The organism is Gluconacetobacter tumulicola, assembly GCF_014174215.1.
GTDB classification, from domain to species: domain Bacteria; phylum Pseudomonadota; class Alphaproteobacteria; order Acetobacterales; family Acetobacteraceae; genus Gluconacetobacter; species Gluconacetobacter tumulicola.
The window spans coordinates 51,877-68,359 of sequence record NZ_JABEQL010000020.1; the positions used below are offsets into that span (position 1 = coordinate 51,877).

Annotated in this window: 19 protein-coding genes and 1 other RNA gene; 11 read left to right on the plus strand and 9 right to left on the minus strand. The window is 68.0% G+C overall.

The window, feature by feature from the left end; genetic code table 11:
* The first annotated feature begins 162 nt into the window (after positions 1 to 162).
* Together HLH29_RS13940 and HLH29_RS13945 are read left to right on the plus strand one after the other, a co-directional pair.
* Positions 163 to 1,350, plus strand: a complete 1,188-nt coding sequence (locus tag HLH29_RS13940) for a glycosyltransferase (protein WP_182967840.1) — start codon at positions 163 to 165, stop codon at positions 1,348 to 1,350.
* Positions 1,351 to 1,399: 49 nt separating this feature from the next.
* Complete coding sequence (locus HLH29_RS13945; protein ID WP_182967842.1) at positions 1,400 to 2,398, plus strand: radical SAM protein; 999 nt, start codon at positions 1,400 to 1,402, stop codon at positions 2,396 to 2,398.
* A gap of 198 nt (positions 2,399 to 2,596) precedes the next feature.
* On the opposite strand, the gene HLH29_RS13950 is transcribed toward HLH29_RS13945, so the two are convergent.
* From HLH29_RS13950 to HLH29_RS13980, 7 genes are all read right to left on the minus strand, one after another.
* A complete protein-coding gene (locus tag HLH29_RS13950; RefSeq protein ID WP_338030249.1) occupies positions 2,597 to 3,892 on the minus strand; it encodes a lipopolysaccharide biosynthesis protein in 1,296 nt (431 codons plus the stop codon).
* Positions 3,892 to 4,863, minus strand: coding sequence for a peptidoglycan -binding protein (locus HLH29_RS13955; RefSeq protein WP_182967844.1), 972 nt, complete (start codon positions 4,861 to 4,863; stop codon positions 3,892 to 3,894). Before HLH29_RS13955 ends, HLH29_RS13950 begins: the two co-directional genes overlap by 1 nt.
* 27 nt (positions 4,864 to 4,890) lie before the next feature.
* Positions 4,891 to 5,976 (minus strand): flagellar motor protein MotA, encoded by a 1,086-nt coding sequence (locus HLH29_RS13960; RefSeq protein ID WP_182967846.1) that lies wholly within the window; start codon positions 5,974 to 5,976, stop codon positions 4,891 to 4,893.
* The gene (locus tag HLH29_RS13965) at positions 5,973 to 6,764 is read right to left on the minus strand and encodes an OmpA family protein (RefSeq protein WP_246374257.1); all 792 of its coding nucleotides are present in this window, start codon (positions 6,762 to 6,764) and stop codon (positions 5,973 to 5,975) included. Before HLH29_RS13965 ends, HLH29_RS13960 begins: the two co-directional genes overlap by 4 nt.
* Before the next feature lie 75 nt (positions 6,765 to 6,839).
* The gene (locus HLH29_RS13970; protein WP_182967848.1) at positions 6,840 to 7,670 is read right to left on the minus strand and encodes an inositol monophosphatase family protein; all 831 of its coding nucleotides are present in this window, start codon (positions 7,668 to 7,670) and stop codon (positions 6,840 to 6,842) included.
* A gap of 107 nt (positions 7,671 to 7,777) precedes the next feature.
* A complete protein-coding gene (gene efp, locus HLH29_RS13975; RefSeq protein WP_182967850.1) occupies positions 7,778 to 8,344 on the minus strand; it encodes an elongation factor P in 567 nt (188 codons plus the stop codon).
* Positions 8,345 to 8,384: 40 nt separating this feature from the next.
* Positions 8,385 to 9,494 carry a lysine-2,3-aminomutase-like protein gene (locus HLH29_RS13980; RefSeq protein ID WP_182967852.1) on the minus strand — a complete coding sequence of 370 codons (1,110 nt, stop codon included), beginning with the start codon at positions 9,492 to 9,494 and terminating at the stop codon, positions 8,385 to 8,387.
* 47 nt (positions 9,495 to 9,541) lie between these two features.
* On the opposite strand from HLH29_RS13980, the gene epmA reads away from it, so the two are divergent.
* The 3 genes from epmA to HLH29_RS13995 all read left to right on the plus strand — a co-directional run bounded on the left by epmA (position 9,542) and on the right by HLH29_RS13995 (position 11,901).
* On the plus strand, positions 9,542 to 10,588 hold the full coding sequence (epmA, locus tag HLH29_RS13985; RefSeq protein ID WP_182967854.1) for an EF-P lysine aminoacylase EpmA: 1,047 nt from the start codon (positions 9,542 to 9,544) through the stop codon (positions 10,586 to 10,588).
* A gap of 110 nt (positions 10,589 to 10,698) precedes the next feature.
* The gene (locus HLH29_RS13990; protein WP_182967856.1) at positions 10,699 to 11,127 is read left to right on the plus strand and encodes a hypothetical protein; all 429 of its coding nucleotides are present in this window, start codon (positions 10,699 to 10,701) and stop codon (positions 11,125 to 11,127) included.
* 66 nt (positions 11,128 to 11,193) lie between these two features.
* Positions 11,194 to 11,901: a fasciclin domain-containing protein gene (locus HLH29_RS13995; RefSeq protein ID WP_182967858.1), complete on the plus strand. Its 708-nt coding sequence runs from the start codon at positions 11,194 to 11,196 to the stop codon at positions 11,899 to 11,901.
* A gap of 16 nt (positions 11,902 to 11,917) precedes the next feature.
* Here the strand turns inward: HLH29_RS13995 and thiE are convergent, their stop codons facing one another.
* Positions 11,918 to 12,544 carry a thiamine phosphate synthase gene (gene thiE / locus HLH29_RS14000; protein ID WP_182967860.1) on the minus strand — a complete coding sequence of 209 codons (627 nt, stop codon included), beginning with the start codon at positions 12,542 to 12,544 and terminating at the stop codon, positions 11,918 to 11,920.
* A 43-nt stretch (positions 12,545 to 12,587) separates the two neighbouring features.
* Positions 12,588 to 13,025 carry a hypothetical protein gene (locus HLH29_RS14005; protein WP_182967862.1) on the minus strand — a complete coding sequence of 146 codons (438 nt, stop codon included), beginning with the start codon at positions 13,023 to 13,025 and terminating at the stop codon, positions 12,588 to 12,590.
* Between the two features lie 141 nt (positions 13,026 to 13,166).
* On the opposite strand from HLH29_RS14005, the gene HLH29_RS14010 reads away from it, so the two are divergent.
* From HLH29_RS14010 to HLH29_RS14035, 6 genes are all read left to right on the plus strand, one after another.
* Positions 13,167 to 13,415, plus strand: coding sequence for a hypothetical protein (locus HLH29_RS14010; RefSeq protein WP_246374258.1), 249 nt, complete (start codon positions 13,167 to 13,169; stop codon positions 13,413 to 13,415).
* Between the two features lie 3 nt (positions 13,416 to 13,418).
* On the plus strand, positions 13,419 to 13,760 hold the full coding sequence (locus HLH29_RS14015; RefSeq protein WP_182967864.1) for a cell division protein ZapA: 342 nt from the start codon (positions 13,419 to 13,421) through the stop codon (positions 13,758 to 13,760).
* A gap of 9 nt (positions 13,761 to 13,769) precedes the next feature.
* Positions 13,770 to 13,926: non-coding RNA, 6S RNA (gene ssrS / locus HLH29_RS14020), on the plus strand.
* A complete protein-coding gene (locus HLH29_RS14025) occupies positions 13,913 to 14,518 on the plus strand; it encodes a 5-formyltetrahydrofolate cyclo-ligase (RefSeq protein WP_182967867.1) in 606 nt (201 codons plus the stop codon). Before ssrS ends, HLH29_RS14025 begins: the two co-directional genes overlap by 14 nt.
* 165 nt (positions 14,519 to 14,683) lie before the next feature.
* Positions 14,684 to 15,499 carry a YmdB family metallophosphoesterase gene (locus HLH29_RS14030; protein WP_182967869.1) on the plus strand — a complete coding sequence of 272 codons (816 nt, stop codon included), beginning with the start codon at positions 14,684 to 14,686 and terminating at the stop codon, positions 15,497 to 15,499.
* A 235-nt stretch (positions 15,500 to 15,734) separates the two neighbouring features.
* Entirely contained in the window at positions 15,735 to 16,379 is a 645-nt protein-coding gene (locus HLH29_RS14035; protein ID WP_275944188.1) for an acyltransferase family protein, read from the plus strand.
* The last annotated feature ends 104 nt before the right edge of the window (positions 16,380 to 16,483 follow it).

The following is a 16,483-nucleotide window of genomic DNA, read 5'->3' on the forward strand; positions in this document are numbered from 1 at the left end:
TATCGGCATCGCCGTCAAGTCCGAGCCCTTTCGTTTTGTCGTTGCCCGACGGTAGAGTGCCGCCCGCCTCCGAGCTTGGCTGGGCATGCGCGCCGGCGGTGACCCGACGCGTGTTTCCCGTCAGCTCCTGGAGATCCTATGCGATCGAGAGAGTCCCTGCTATTGCGTGAAATCGTCATCTTCCGTCAGAATCAGTTCCGGGTTTCCGAGGTTTTCATTGCCCAGCAGGCGCAGGCCCTGCGCCGTTATGCGCCGCTCTATCTGGGGCGCATGCGCTTTGGGCACGGGCCGGATGGGGCGCGTGCGCTGCTGCTGCGGGACCTGTGGCGGCATGCCGCGTGGCCTCGCATGCTGGCGCAGATGCTGACGCGCGATCCTGCGCCCTATTTGCGGCTGCTGGCGGGGCGCCAGCCGGCGCTGGTCCATGCCCATTTCGGGATCGATGGGGTTTATGCCATGGAAGTGGCGCGCCGGCTGGATGTGCCGCTGGTCACGACGTTCCATGGTTTCGACGTCACCCTGTCCGACCGGCATTTTCTGCGTTCGCCCGCCTGGGTAAACTATCCGCTGCATCGGCGCGCGCTGGCGCGGCAGGGGCAGTTGTTTCTGTGCAATTCCAGTTTTCTGCGCGATCAGGCGCTGGCGCGCGGTTTTCCGGCCGCGCGGACGCGCGTGCATTATATCGGGGTGGATTGCAGCGCATACCAGCCACGCGAGCCGGCGGAGGAGACGCCGGTTATCCTGCATGTCGCGCGTCTGGTCGAGTTGAAGGGCACGGAATATCTGCTGCGGGCCTTCGCGCGTATGGCGGCCGGCCGCCCGGGGCTGCGCCTGACCATTATCGGGGACGGACCCCAGCGCGCGCGGCTGGAGGCGCTGGCCGGCGCGCTGGGCGTGGGGGAGCGCGTGCTGTTCCTGGGCTTGCGGCCGCATGAGGTGGTCATGGAATGGATGCGCCGGGCGATGATGCTGGTGCTGCCCAGTGTCCTGACCGCCAGCGGGCGGGCGGAAGGGCTGGGGATGGTGATGCTGGAGGCGGCGGCCTGCGGCGTGCCGGTGGTCGCTACGCGGGTCGGCGGCATCCCCGAGGGGGTGGCGGAGGGGCGCAGCGGGCTGATCGTCCCGCCCCGCGATGTCGAGGCGCTGGCCGCCGCCATGGACATTCTGGCGGCCGACCCGGCGCGGCGCACGGCGATGGGGCATGCCGGGCGGGCCTTCGTCGTCGAGCGATTCGACCTGCGGCGGCAGACGGAGATACTGGAATGCTGGTATGACGATCTGGTCCAGGCCCATGGTGGGGCGGATTCCTCCTCGGCCCGGGCTATCGCGCATGCCGGGTCGCCCCTATGATGCGCCCCCTTTTCCGGCTTTTGCCGGTTCCTCGGACGATATGGCAACGATGAACGATATTCCCCTGGCCCGCCGCATCAGTAATCTGGGTGCGGGGGTGCGGTTTGCGGCCAAGGCCATCGCCACGCGCTATACGCCGCTGCTGGCGCAGGTGGTGGTGACGCGCCGCTGCAACCTGGCCTGCGGCTATTGCAATGAATTCGACGATTTCTCCGCCCCGGTTCCGTTCGCGGAGCTCAAGGCGCGGGTGGACCATCTGGCGAAGCTCGGCACGGCCTCGATCACCTTTACCGGTGGCGAGCCGCTGCTGCATCCCGATCTGGACCGGATCGTGCGTGTGGCCCGCGACCATGGCATGATCGTGACGACCATCACCAACGGCTTCCGCCTGTCGCGCGCCTGGATCGACCGGCTGAATGCGGCGGGGCTGCAGGGGATGCAGGTCAGCATCGACAACATCACTCCCGATGATATTTCGATGAAGAGCCTGTCCTCGGTCGAAGGGAGGCTGGCGCTGCTGTCGAAGCACGCGCAGTTCAAGGTCAATGTGAATTCGGTCCTTGGTGTGACCGGTGAACGGACCCAGGATGTGGTGACGATCGCCGAGACGGCGGCACGCTATGGATTGCAGCATTCGGTGGGTGTGCTGCACGATCACCATGGCGGGCTGAAGGCGCTGAGCGACGAGCAGATGCGGGCCTATCGCCGGGTGACCGAGATCTCGCCCTCGCTGGTCCATACGCTGAATTATCGGCTGTTCCAGAAGAACCTGATGCATGGCCAGCCGAATGACTGGAAATGCCGCGCCGGGGCGCGCTACCTCTATGTGACCGAGGACGGCAAGGTGCACTGGTGTTCGCAGCAGCGCGGCTATCCGGCCATACCGCTGCTGGAATACGGTCCCGCGGATCTGAAGCGCGAATATCATACCGAGAAATCGTGCAGTCCGACCTGCACGCTGAGCTGCGTGCATCAGATGAGCATGTTCGACCGCTATCGTGGTGCCCAGCATCCGACCGACCCGGTGCCCGTTCCCGCCGAAGCCTGAGAGGCTGACCGGAAACGCGCGCTGACGGCGATCCGACGCGCGTTTCCTGTGCTTCGGTGCTCTCGGCCTCTAAGGCCGCTCCGCTCCGATGCTCGAAAACCCACGCCGGGCGCGACCCTTCGGGCCGCTCTCCCTCGCCAGCCCACATTTCCGGTCAGCCTCTGGAGAGCGGTTGCAGGAGCTGCGGCCCCTGTCGCGTTACAGGCGCCGCAGGCGCAGGAACGGGACCACGCGCGTGGAGAGGATCAGGGCTTCGGCCAGCAGGGTCGCGAGGCCGGCCCCGTTCACGCTCCACAGGCGTGCCAGCCCGTACAGCACCGGGAGGCAGAGCGTGGTGGCGGCGATGCGTCCGATGAACAGGCGGTGGGCATAGCCCAGCGAAACCAGGAACGGTTCCAGCGGCACGTCCCACAGATCCAGGATCGCCGCCGAAGTCAGCAGCATCAGCAGCGCCAGATCGTCCGTTCGGACCGCCAGCAGGGTCTGGAACACCCAGGGACCGACCGTGGCGGCCACTAGCAGCGCCACGGCGGAAAACAGGCCCAGCACCTGGAAGATGCGGACCATGATGCGCCGCATGCCCGCGCGGTCGCCCTGGTCGCGCAGGCGGATCAGTTCGGGATACAATGCCGGCGTCAGCAATTGCGCCGGCTGGGCCAGGGCGTCGCAGACATGCCAGGTGACGCTGTAGATGGCGGCGGCGGCCGGATTGGTCGCCGCCCCCACCATTAGCACCGTGACGCGGGAGGTCAGGGCCGCGAGCGCCTGGTTGCCGCTGGTCGACAGGGTGAGGCGCCAGATACCCTTGAAGCCCGTCTGCCAGATCGTGCCCGCCAGCCGGAAGCCCCGCATGCTGGGCGCATGCCGGATGGCCACCCATGCCAGGCTGCAATTGGCCAGGAAGGACATGACGGTGCCGAGATACCAGACCGTCAGGAAGCCCTCCAGATGCCAGTGCAGACCCATGCCCAGCAGGGTACCCGTCAGGCGGGTGGTGTTGATCGCCAGATCGGCCAGGGCGGATTGGCGGAAGCGATCGGTGAGGCGCAGCACGCCCAGCGCCCAGCAGCTGTTCATGAACAGGACGGAGGTCATGTAGACCAGCGCCGGCCCCTGGGCGCTGGCCGGCCAGCCCAGAATCCGGCCGAAGGCGGCTACCCCTGTCAGGGCCACCGCCGTGCCGGCCAGGGCCCCCAGCGCGTCCAGCATCATGCAGTGGCGGAGCAGGGTCTGGAAACGTGACTGCTCGCCGCGCGCGAACAGCGTGTTGCCGAAATGCAGAAGGGGCTGCCAGGACTGGAAGCGCGTGCCGACCGAGAAGGACGAGGCGCAGACATGCATCAGCAGCAGCGTGCCGTATCCCTCCAGCCCCAGCGCGCGTACGACCAGCGCGGTGGTGAGGAAGCCGAGCACGCCCGCCATCCCCTTGCCGCCCAGCAGGTAACCGGTATTGCGGAAGATCCGGGCGACCTGCCCGGGCGGTTGGGAAGACACTAGCGGTCGGTCAGGCGGAACTCGATGCGCCGGTTGCGGGCGTAGGCCGCCTGGGTATCGTGACTGTCCAGCGGCTGGAAATCGGCGAAGCCGGTGGCCGCCAGATGCTGGGGGCTGATGCCTTCCGCGATCAGCAGCTTGACCACGGTGATCGCGCGGGCCGACGACAATTCCCAGTTGCTGGCGAAGGCGCTGTGGATCGGCTGGCGGTCGGCATGGCCATCCACCCGCATGATCCAGGGGATCGCGGTGGGGATCTGCCCCGAGACCTGGTGGAAGGTGCGGGCCAGGGTGCGGATCTCGGCCACGCCCTTGGGCGACAGCTCGGCGCTGCCAGGGGGGAAGAGGACCTCGCTCTGGAACACGAAGCGGTCGCCGACGACCTGTACGCCCTCCTGATCCTTCAGAATGTCGCGCAGGCGGCCGAAGAATTCCGACCGGTAGCGCTGGAGCTGTTCGACCTTGTCGGCCAGGGCCACATTCAGCTTCAGCCCCAGATCGTCGATCTTGTGGTCGCGGTCATGGACCTGCTGCTGGGAGATATCCAGCATCGTCATCGCGGCGCCGAGCTGGTGGCGGAGTTCCTCGAGCTGCGCGCCCAGGGCCGTGACCTGCTGCTGGCTGGCCTGAGCCAGATTGTCGCGCTCGGCCGTGAGCTGGGACACCTGGGCGGTCAGGGACGAGGCCATTGCCACGTCCTTGTCATGCGCCGAGCGCAGCGAGGCGACGGAGAGCTGGAGCGTGTGGGTGCGATCATGCTCCAGCGCCAGCATGTCGTTGAGCTTGCTGACCTGCTGCGTCAGCTGCTCCATCGCCTGCTGGCGCTTGGCCAGCACCACGGACAGGAAGGCCTGCCCCAGCACGAAGACCAGCAGGACGAAGATGACGACCATCAGCAGGGTGGACAATGCGTCCACATATCCCGGCCAGGCGTCCAGGCCGGCATGGGTCTGGCGGCGGCGGCGTGCCATGCTGTTACCTCGGGGTCCGGGGGGCGATCAGGGCGCGCGCGCGCCGGCGGGTGCGGACGCGGCGATGGTGCGCGTCAGCAGGCGCAGGTCGCCGCGGAGGTCGGTGGCGATCTGCGTGCGGCTCTGTTCCATATCCGACAGGATGCGGGTCAGCTGGACCTCGATGCCGCGCAATTGCTGCTGGCCCGAATCCTCGGCCATGCGCTGCATCAGGACGTGGCTGGCGCGCATCGTCTCGGTCATGACGCCGATCCGGTCGTTCAGGCTGACCAGGAGGGCCTGCTGCTGGTGCCGCCCTTCCTCGCCGCGGGCGATCAGGGCCTGCAGCTTTTCCAGATTCTCGGCGGTCTGTTCCAGCAGGGCCTGGACGTAGACGGGAATGCCGGCGTCGGTGCCGTCGCCGGCGCTGAGGGTCGAGCCGATGCGGGTCAGGCCGGCCAGCCATTCCTCCAGCTCGTTGAAGAAGCGGTTCTGGGCCTGTCCCGCCGTCAGGTCCAGGAAGCCCAGCACCAGGGCGCTGGCCAGGCCGAACATCGACCCCGAGAAGGCGGTGCCCATGCCGTGCAGCGGCTTGGCGAGGCCGGTCTTCAACTGGTCGAACATCGCGTTCAGGTCGCCCGAGCCGACCGACAGGCTGGTGATCACGTCGGCGATCGACCAGATCGTCAGCAGCAGGCCGTAGAACGTGCCCAGCAGGCCCAGGAAGATCAGCAGGTTGGTCATGTAGCGCGACAGTTCCCGCCCCTCGTCGAGGCGCGAGGACAGGCTGTCGAGCATCGATTGCATCGCGGGGGTGGACAGGACCAGCCGGTCGGCGCGGTTGCGGGTGGCCAGCATCGAGGCCATCGGTGCCAGCAGGGTCGGCGGGGTGGGTTGGGCCAGGCCGTCGCGCGGTTGGCGCAGCGTTTCCACCCAGCGGACTTCGGGGATCAGGCGCAGGACCATCCGGACGTTCCAGACGATGCCGAGCGCCAGGATGCCCAGGATGAGCCCATCGAGGATCGGGTTGTTGAAAAAGGCGGTGTACAGCATGCGCCCGAGGGCGCCGGCCGCCAGCACGACGACGGTGAGGAACAGGACGATACGCAGAAGATATGTGGTCGGCTGGGTCACGGTGCGGGACGCTGCTCCGAAGGGGCGGGGGAAGGCGAGGGTGCCGAGGCGACCATATCCGACCGGGTCACGTCAACATGATCCGGAACCGTCTCATTCACGCTATCTGGGCTTTTTGCCCCGGGAGGGGGCACGCCGATCGCGCGGACATAGATCCGGGTCGAGGCGATGCCGGCATGGATCAGGATCGACCGGACCGCCAGGCCGCGCGCCAGCGAGAGGCGGCGGGGCGTGGAGACGTCGTCGGCCGCGCCGGAGGCCGTCGCGTCGATCTCGGCCCGGGCATAGGGTACCTGTAGCAGGGTGGCGGCGAAGCCCTTCACCCGGTCGATCATGGCCGCATTCATGTCCGCGCTGCCGGCCGCGAAGGTCAGCCGCAGGCCGGCGGGCAGGTCGGTGGCCGCGCCCTGGGCGTCCGCCTTCGCCTGGATTTCCGGCGGGGGGGCGGGAGGATGGAGCGGGACGTCGACCACGGGGGGACGGATGACCGGCGGGGGCGGCGGGGCGGCGGGTATGGTGGGGGATGGCGCGGGGTGGGCTGGAGCCGGTGCCGGCTTGGCGGGAGGGGTGACGGCGGGGGGATGCGTCGGTGCGGTGTGGGTCGGGCGCGGCTTCGGCGTTTTGGCGCCCGGCAGGGCGGACAGCGCGCTGTCGTCGGTCGTGACCTGCGCGTGGACCGGAGTGAATGCCAGTCCGCCCAGCACCGAGAGGGCCGCGAGCAGGGCGCGGGATGCTGGCGGGCGGCGGAGGCCGGAGCGCGGGGAGCGTGCGGGGCGGATATCGGGCATGATCGGGGCAGCCTAGACCAGATCGCCCGCGGGTCGAAGGGGCGGCGTGCGAGGAGGCGAAGAGGCTGTCGCGGCTCAGGGCCGCGCGGTCAGGCTCTCCGCCACCAGTTCGCGCAGTTTTCCGTGCAGTTGGGCGTTGCCGGCCACCACATTGACCGAATCGCCCATGTCGTGCAGGTCGGCGCCATCCGGGTCGGTGGCGTAGCCGCCGGCTTCGCGCACCAGCAGCAGGCCGGCGGCGCAGTCCCACGGTTTCAGCCCCAGTTCCCAGAAGCCTTCGTAGCGGCCGGCGGCCACCCAGGCGAGATCCAGCGCCGCCGAGCCGAAGCGGCGGACGCCCGCCACCTGCGGCATCAGCGCGCCCAGCGTGCGGGCGAAGGACAGGCGGCGCTGCGCCGGGACCTTGGCGAAGGGAATGCCGGTGGCGAACAGGGCCTCGTGCATGTCGCGGCGGGCCGAGACGCGGAGGCGGCGTTCGTTGAGGAACGCGCCCACGCCCTTTTCGGCCCAGAACATCTCGTTGGCCGCCGGGTTGTAGACCAGCCCCGCCGCCAGTTCGATCGTGCCGTCCGGCAGGCGGCGCTGCAGGGCGATCGAGATCGCCCAGTGGGGGATGCCGTGCAGGAAGTTGGTGGTGCCGTCCAGGGGATCGACGATCCAGCGCCAGGTCCAGTTGTCGCTGCCCGAGGCGCCGCTTTCCTCCATCAGGAAGGCGTAGCCGGGGCGGGCGCGCTCCAGCTCCTCGCGGATCGCGGCTTCGGCGCGCAGATCGGCCTGCGAGACGAAATCGCCGGGGCCCTTGATGCTGACCTGGAGCTGCTCGACTTCGTTGAAGTCGCGCAGCAGGCGCCGCGCGGCCTTCTGTGCCGCGTTCTGCATCACCGTCATATGGGGAGAGAGTCGCATGGCCACGGCGGTCGGTCCTGTCTGGGCTAGAGCGGGTCGTGATGAGGTCGACTCACCTCATCACGCAAAGATGTTCTGTGGAACGATAAAAACGCAGCGCGGGGGCCTCAGCCCTTCGCGCGTTCCACGTAGCTGGCGTCTTCGGTGCGGATGACGACGCGTTCGCCGGCTTCGATGAAGGGCGGCACCATGGTCTTGACGCCGTTGGACAGCTTGGCCGGCTTGTAGGACGAACTGGCGGTCTGGCCCTTCACGACCGGATCGGCCTCGACGATTTCCAGCGTCACCTGGGCGGGAAGCTGCACGCCCACCGGGTCGCCTTCGACCAGGTTGATCACCAGCGTCATGTTGTCCTGCAGGAACGGCGCCTGGTCGCCCAGCAGGCCCAGCGGGATCAGCGTCTGCTCGAACGTCTCCGGGTCCATCAGCACGACATTGTCGCCGTCCATGTAGGAATAGGTATATTCCTTTTCCTCGGTCATCAGACGTTCGACGGTGTCGGCGGTGCGCCAGCGCTCGTTGGTCTTGTTGCCGGTCTTGAGGTCGCGCATCTCCACCTGGATGAAGGCGCCGCCCTTGCCGGGGGTGATGATCTGCTGCTTCAGGACGGTCCAGCGACGGCCTTCGTGCTCGATGACCTGTCCGGCACGGATCAGGTTCGCCTGCTGTTTCATGGTGGGCCCTGTCTGACTATGGGGTATGGAAGGCGGGCTTCTAACGCTCTCGGGCGCCGAGGGCAAGGTTGGGGGCGGATTCCGCGTCGAGTTTGTGGCGCCCGCCGGCCGGATCGCGCACCACGGGGCCCCCGTCGCCGGTTTCCAGATAGTCCGGCCCCAGCGGGACCTTGCCGTGGCCGCCGGGAATGTCGAGCGTGTAGGTGGGCCAGGCCAGGCCCGTCACCCGGCCGCGCAGGCCCGCCAGCAGGCGGCGGCCCTCGGCGATCGGTACGTGGAAGCGCGCGGTGCCGGGGGCGGGGTCGAGCTGGTGCAGGTAGTAGGGCTTCACCCTTGCCTCGACCATCGCGCGGAACAGGCCCTCCAGCGCCGGGACGCTGTCATTGACGCCGCGCAGCAGCACCGACTGGCCCAGCACCGGGATGGCCCGCGCCTGGATGCGGCGCAGCGCCGCGCGGGCGGCCGGGGTGAATTCGCGGGCGTGGTTGGCATGCATGACCACCCACATGGCGCGGTCGGTCTGCATCGCATCGGCCAGTGCGTCGGTGATGCGGGCGGGATCGGCCACCGGCACGCGGCTGTGGATGCGGATGGTCGTGACGTGGGGCATCGCCTCCAGCGCACGGACGATGGCGCCCAGCCGGCGGGGCGAGAGCATCAGCGGGTCGCCGCCGGTCAGGATCACCTCGCGGATCGCGGGGTGGTCGCGCAGCCAGTCCAGCGCGCGGGCCAGGGCGGCGTCGTCCAGCACGCCGCCATCGGGGCCCACATGTTCGCGCCGGAAGCAGAAGCGGCAATAGAGCGGGCAGACCAGCAGGGGCTTGAGCAGCGCGCGGTCGGCATAGCGGTGGACGATGCCGGGCACGGGCGACAGGGCGTCGTCGGCGATCGGGTCCGCGCGTTCGTGCGCCGCCACGGCCAGTTCGGCGGCGTCGGGGATGACCTGCAGGCCGATCGGGTCGTCGGGCCGTTCGATCAGCGCGGCGAAGGCGGGGGGGATGGCGGTGGCGTATTGCCGGGCTACGTCCTCCAGCGCCGGAGCGGCATCCGGGGGCACCAGTCCCGCTGCCACCAGGGCCGGGATGTCGCGCAGGGTCCGGCCCGATTGCGGGGCGAAATCGTCCTGGGGATGGTTGACCGATCGTGTCATCGGCTGGCTCTACTCGACCGGTCTTCGTCCCGCAACAGGAGTCGTGCATGGCCGATCGCGGCGGTTCAGCCCCTTTTTCCGTGCCGGATCGGGACCCCGACCGCATTGCCGGCCGGCTGCCGCTGCTGCGGCGGCGGGCGCTGGTGGCGCGCGGGGTGCGCGCCTTCTTCGATGCGCGGGGCTATCTGGAGGTCGACACGCCCTATGCGGTGCCGACCCCGGGCGAGGAGGTGCATCTGAAGGTGTTCCGCACCGAACGGCGGCATCATGACGGCACGGCCGAGGCGCTGTTCCTGCATACCAGCCCCGAATTCGCCATGAAGCGGATCGTCGCCGCCACCGGGCTGCCGGTCTTCCAGCTGGCGCGCGTGTGGCGGAACGAGGAGGGCAGCCATCTGCATGCCCCGGAATTCACCATGCTGGAATGGTACCGGCCCGGCGCGTCGCTGTCGGCGCTGATGGACGAGACCGAGGCCCTGATGCGCGCGGTGCTGCCGCCGGTCGTCGCGCGCCCGGCCGGGCTGGCGGACGCCGTGCCCCTGCGGCTGGACGTACCGTTCGAGCGCCTGACGATGCAGGAGGCCTTTGCCCGTCATGCGGGGGTGGACCTGCTGCCGACCGAGGGCGATGCCGGCGCGCTGGCCGTGGCGGCGGGGTGTGCCCTGCGGGACGGCGAGACGTGGGAGGATCTGTTCTTTCGTCTGCTGATGGAGCGGGTGGAGCCCGCGATCGGCCGGGACCGGCCGACATTCCTGACGCATTGGCCGGCCAGCCAGGCGGCATTGGCGCGGCGCGACCCCGCCGACCCGCGCACCGCCCTGCGCTTCGAGCTTTATGCCGCCGGCATGGAGTTGGCGAACGCGTTCGAGGAGTTGACCGACCCGGTGGAGCAGCGTCGGCGCTTCGTGGAGGACCGGGCCCGGCGGGCGGCGCTGTATGGCACAGCACCCGGGCTGGACTGGCCGATGGATGAGGCCCTGCTGGCGGCGCTGGCGCATCTGCCGCCCTGCGCGGGCATTGCACTGGGATTTGATCGGCTGGTCATGTTGGTGGCGGGGACGGCCCGCATAAATGACATTTTATGGATGGGCTGAACTATGGACGGGTTGAAATATTTGTAATTTCGTCCCCAATTCGTACGCCATGGCCGTTATGCTACGTTAACGTCATGATAAATTCTATCCTGTAGATCGGTAACCGGATCATGAAATACCTCTCGCTCCTACCGCTGGCTGCCCTGCTCGCCCTGACGGCGTGCGAGGTACCCTCTCCCGAGCAGCGGAAGCTGCTCAATTCGATGGTCGGCCGGGGCGAGGTGGATGTGATCCGCACGTTCGGCGTGCCCACGCGCTCCTATGAGGCCCAGGGCCATACGTTCCTGGCCTATGTCGACAGCGAGACCAACTATTCGCCCGGTGCCGGCGGCTGGGGCTGGGGTTGGAGCGGCGGCCCCGGCTGGGGCGGCGGTTGGGGTGGCTGGGGCGGCGGCTGGGGCGGCCCCGGTTGGGGGCCCGGTTGGGGCGGTGGCTGGGGTGGTATGGGCGGCACCGTCTATACCAGCACCTGCCAGACGACCTTCGAGGTCATTGCCGGCCGGGTTTCGGGCTGGACGATGCGGGGCGACGGATGCTGATTGCCGCCCGCTGAGGCGGGCATGATGACGGGGCGGCGCCGGGTCCGCCCCGCAAAAGGGGGTGGAATGAGTACGGCGCGCGTTCTGATGGCCGGCCTGCTGGCGTGCCCTGTCGCGGCCTGTGCGCCGGCGGCCTGGCAGGACCCGTTTCTGGTCCGTGGCGACAGCCGGGCGGCCGCCATTCCCGCCGTTTCGGTCGAACATAGCTATACGCCGGCGCTGGATCAGGGGCGGCCGGACAGTCAGGTGGCCTATGGCGCGCCCGACACGCCGATCTATCGCGACCGGCCGCTGAACGAGACCCTGCGCGGCAGCATCGAGCTGGCCGATTATACGCGGGCGCTCGATCTGGCCGGGATGATGGCGCCGTTGCGGCAGGCGGGGCCGTTCACCGTGTTCGCCGTGCCCAACCTGCCGATGGAGCAGTTGGCCCGTGCATCCGGCCCGTCGGGTGGCGTGCCGGCGCCGGCGGTGCTGCATCGGGCGCTGGCCTACAGCATCGTGCGCGGGGCCTATCCGGCGGCGCGCCTGCGCCAGATGGTCGCCGCGGCGCCCGGTAACCGGGTCAGCCTGCCGACGGTTGCCGGCGGGACGGTGCTGGTGGGGCGCGACCCGGGGACGGGGCGGCTGGTGCTGTCGGACGGGGCCGGGGGCGTGGCGCCGATCTGGATCGACGGGATGCCGCAATCCAACGGGGTGCTGTATCTGACCCGCTCGCTGCTGGGGGCGGCTCCGCCGGTCTCGGATGATGGGGCACCGGCCCGGACCGGGTGATCGGGCCGGCTTCTGCTCAGGCTGCGTCGATCGCGGCGTTCATGGCGCGTACGCCGGCCGCGGGGCCTTCGGGGTGCGACCAGACGGCGCTGATCACGGCCAGGAAATCCGCCCCCGCCCGCACCAGGGGGGCGCAGTTTTCGGGCGTGATGCCGCCGATGGCCACCACCGGCAGTTCCATCATCGCGCTCCACCAGGTCAGCAGTTCCACGGAGGCGCGGGTCTCGGTCTCCTTGGAGGGCGAGGGGAAGAACGCGCCGAAGGCGACGTAATCGGCCCCGGCCTCGCCCGCGCGCATCGCCAGGTCCCGGCTGTCATAACATGAGACGCCCAGTTGCAGTGCGTCGCCCAGCAGGGCGCGGGAGGCGGCGGCGTCCGTGTCCTCGCCGCCCACATGGGCGCCGTCGCAGCCGCTGCGGCGGGCGAGGTCGGGCCGGTCGTTCAGGATGAAGGCGACGTCGCGCTCCTGCGCCACCGGGCGCAGGATGTCGATCGCGCGAAGGATCGCATCGTCGGATACGTCCTTCAGGCGCAACTGCATGGCGGCGACGGGGCCGGCATCGAGGGCGCGCGCCAGATCCGGCGCGAACGCGACCGGGTCCAGGACCGGGGGGGTGACGAGATAAAGCTGACAATCATACATCGTGGGCCGATCATACGGCGCCCCGCGCCGCAACGACAGGGGGTCAGGGGCGGATCGGTGGGCCATTCGTGCCGGCGATATAGGCCCGCAGCCGTTCGGGCGATGGGGCGGGACCCACCACGCAATGGGGCGGGCGGCCGGGCAGGCAGGCTGCGTCCAGCGTGTGGGCCAGATGGTGGATCGTCTCCGCCTGGCGGCCGGTGCCGTGCAGTACGATATGGCGCAGGCCCAGCCCCAGGGCCTCGGCGGCGCGGCCTGCCGCCGTGCCGCAATCGAGGAAGGCCGGGAGCGTGGCCCCGGTTTCGGCCAGGAGGGCGCGCCACCAGGCGGGGCCCATGAAACAGCCGGCGTCGGCCGGTGACAGCAGGGCGATGCAAGGTGCGCCCGGTGTTTCGGGCGCGGGCAGGATGGAGAGGATTGCGCGGACCTCGACCGCCGAGGCGACGACGAAGACGCGCGGGGGGATCGGAGGGTGGATCATTGCTTGACGTTGAACCCCGCGCGGGCGATCAGTTCAAGAGTGAGTGTCTGTCCGGACATGTGGACTGGCGAGCGGGCCGTGCGGGATATGCGTGGCGGATTGCTGCCGGCGCATGGGTCCGGACGGCGACCGAGACGCCGAATGACGGGAATGACGACCGTGGGGCATGCTGAAGGACCGGACAGCCCGGTTGCCTGGGGGATGACCGATCCCGCAGACCGCCTGGAACAGGCATTGAACCGTATTGCCTTTGCCCTGGATCGTCGGGACGGGGCGGTGGCGCCCGGGCCGGACCTGCAGATGCTGGCGGCCAATATCGACGCCCTGATCGCGCGGGTGCGCGACGTGCTGGGGCCGGACGAGGATATTGACGGCATGGAGAAGGGCTGAGCCATGGCGCAGGTCACGGTCCGCATCAACGGCTATGCCTATGTCGTCGGCTGCAAGGACGGCCAGGAACGCCATCTCCAGGCCATGGCGCTGGAGGTCGAGCGCCGGATCGAGCATATCCGCGCCATTGGTGGGCAGAGTGGCGAGGCCCGCATCCTGGCCCTGGCGGCCTTGCTGATGGCCGACGAGATCCATGACCTCTCGGTCGAGAAGATGCCCGCGGATACCGCGCGCCAGTTGACCGAGGGTCGGCAGGCGCGTGTGGAGAACGAGCGCCGGCGCGAACAACTGGCCTTGCTGGTCGAGCGCGCCGAGAGCATTGCGGCGGCGCTCGAACATCCCTAAATATGGGGAGCGGGGCTGCCGGACTTGTCAGGCAACTCAACCCCTGGGCCGATAAGCACTTCCTTAGGGAGCTGGCTCTGGCGTGATCCTGGTCATGTTATCTGGCGCCCACCTGCGTGAGCAGGTCCGGGAGGGCTGAAAGACCAACGGTCATGGCGGCTCCGCACATTCCTTCCTCATCCGATCTTCCAGCATCAGATCCGCCTGCGCTGGTGGAGGCCAAGGCCGCGCTGCGCCGGCATCTGCGTGCCTTGCGTGCGGCTGCGCCCGCGCCGGGGGCCGCGGCTGCGCTGTGCCGCCGCATGGGGGAGCATGTCCGCGCCGTGTTGCCGCCGGGGGCCTGTGTCGCGGCCGTGTGGCCGTTGCCGGGCGAGGTGGATCTGCGCGGCCTGTGCGCCGGGCTGCATGAGGACGGGTATGGCGTGCTGCTGCCGGAAACGCCGCCGCGTGGGCAGCCTCTGCGCTTTCATCGCTGGTGCCCGGAGGCGGTCATGCATCCTGGCCGCTTCGGCACGCTGCACCCCGATGGGCCTGCGGCGCGGCCTGATCTGGTGTTCGTGCCGCTGCTGGGTTTTGACAGGCGGGGGTTCCGGCTGGGATACGGGGGCGGCTATTACGACCGCACGCTGGCCGGGCTGCCCGGCGTGCCGGCGGTGGGCTTCGGCCTGTCGGCGCAGGAAGTGCCGGCGGTGCCGGTGGGGCCGTATGATGTGCCGCTGCCGTTGATCGTGACGGAGCGGGAAGTGATTCGGGTGTGAGGGGTTTCTGTTCTTTTTTTGGAAAAAAGAACCAAAAAACTTTTGATCTGTTCAGGAGCTTTGGGCTTGCGGCTTGCGAGGACGCTGAACGGATAAAAGTCTTTTTGCTTCTTTTTCTTCAGAAAAAGAAGGATGGCGGCCCCAACGTGGAAGAAGGAAAGACGGGTGCGGATCTTGTTTCTGGGCGACATTGTCGGCCGCACGGGGCGCGAGGCGGTGATGGAGGCGGTGCCCAATCTGCGGCGGGATCTGCGCCTGGATCTGGTGGTGGTGAACGGCGAGAATGCGAGCCATGGGTTTGGCCTCTCGCTGCCTATCGCCCGTGACCTGTTTGCGGCGGGTGTCGATGTCGTGACCCTCGGCAATCATGCGTGGGATCGCAAGGATCTGATCGGCCAGATCGATGCCGAGCCGCGCATTATCCGCCCGGCCAATTATCCGCCCGGCACGCCCGGACAGGGGAGTGTGGTGGTGGAACTGGTGGATGGCCGCAAGGCGCTCGTGATCAACGTCATGGGGCGGCAGTTCATGGAGGCGCTGGATGATCCGTTCCGCGCCGTGACGGACATCATGGCCCGGCATCGGCTGGGGGTGACGGTGCATGCGGTGGTGGTGGATATCCACGCCGAGGCGTCGAGCGAGAAATGGGCGATGGGGCATGTGCTGGATGGGCGGGCTTCGCTGGTGGTGGGCACGCATACCCATACGCCTACGGCCGACCATCGCATTCTGCCCGGCGGCACGGCGTACCAGACCGATGCGGGCATGTGCGGGGATTATGACAGCGTGATCGGCATGGGCAAGGATGCGGCCATCGCGCGCTTCCTGCGGCGCATGCCTGGCGAGCGGTTGCAGCCGGCGGAAGGGGTGGCGACGGTGGCGGGTATGATGGTGGAAACCGATGATGCTACCGGGTTGGCTCGTCGGATGGCGCCGCTGCGCATGGGTGGGTTGTTGGCGCCTACGATGCCGGATTTCTGAATTGGGGACGGACAACAGGTGGTGGGGGTGATCCCCATGCCCCGTTACCTGTATTATGTGACTACATCCTTCGCAAACATGACCCCTCTGGCCGGGGGAGCAGAAAGTCCGCTGCTGGACGAACGATGGGCCAGAGCGGAGATAGCGGTGGCAGACTGTCCCAACTGCTGCCGAACGAGGAGTTTCCTCCGCCCGGTTGACGACGGTCCATAGGTCGTTTTGTATGCGATACATGATGCGGAACAGAAATGAGGCATTAAGCGCCCTTCGGCTTTGCGTGACCTTGCTGGTTCTGGTGCATCACACCGTTCTCGCATACTGCCGATACGGCCATTTCAACCGTAAACACTACCTCTGGTCCAGCGCTCCGATCATCGATCCTCACCGCTGGATCGGGTTCGATATCCTTCAGGACTTCAACGATACCTACTTTATGTCCCTTACGTTTCTGGTGTCGGGGCTGTTCGTCTTGCCCAGCCTTCAGCGCAAAGGGACATATCGTTATGTAAAAGACCGCATTTGGCGGCTCGGACTCCCGTTCGTCGTCTGTGTGACGCTGATCATGCCATTGGCCTACTATCCGTCAATCCGGCAGACAGGGGCGGATCTCTCGTTCGGGCAATACTGGCTCGGTTATTTTACGCGATTCGGATGGCCCGGTGGACCAGCATGGTTCATCTGGTTCCTGCTGACACTTGACCTGATGTGCAGCGCCCTGATCAGGCTATGGCCGATGCTACCCCAAAAATTGGCCAGGGTGCCGGACCTGATTGTCAACCATCCAGTGCGCTGCCTGGCCGCGCTCCTGGTCGCCGCGTGCGCCATCTATCTACCTGTGCTGGTGGTCGTCGGATCGGAACAATGGTTTAGGGTCTGTTAGATCTTGTAGGTTATTCCTATATATGAGGAATGAGTGAAAGCAATGCGACACAGATTTTCACCGACGAAGCGTGGGCGGTTTGGGAGCCACTGATCGAAGCGGTG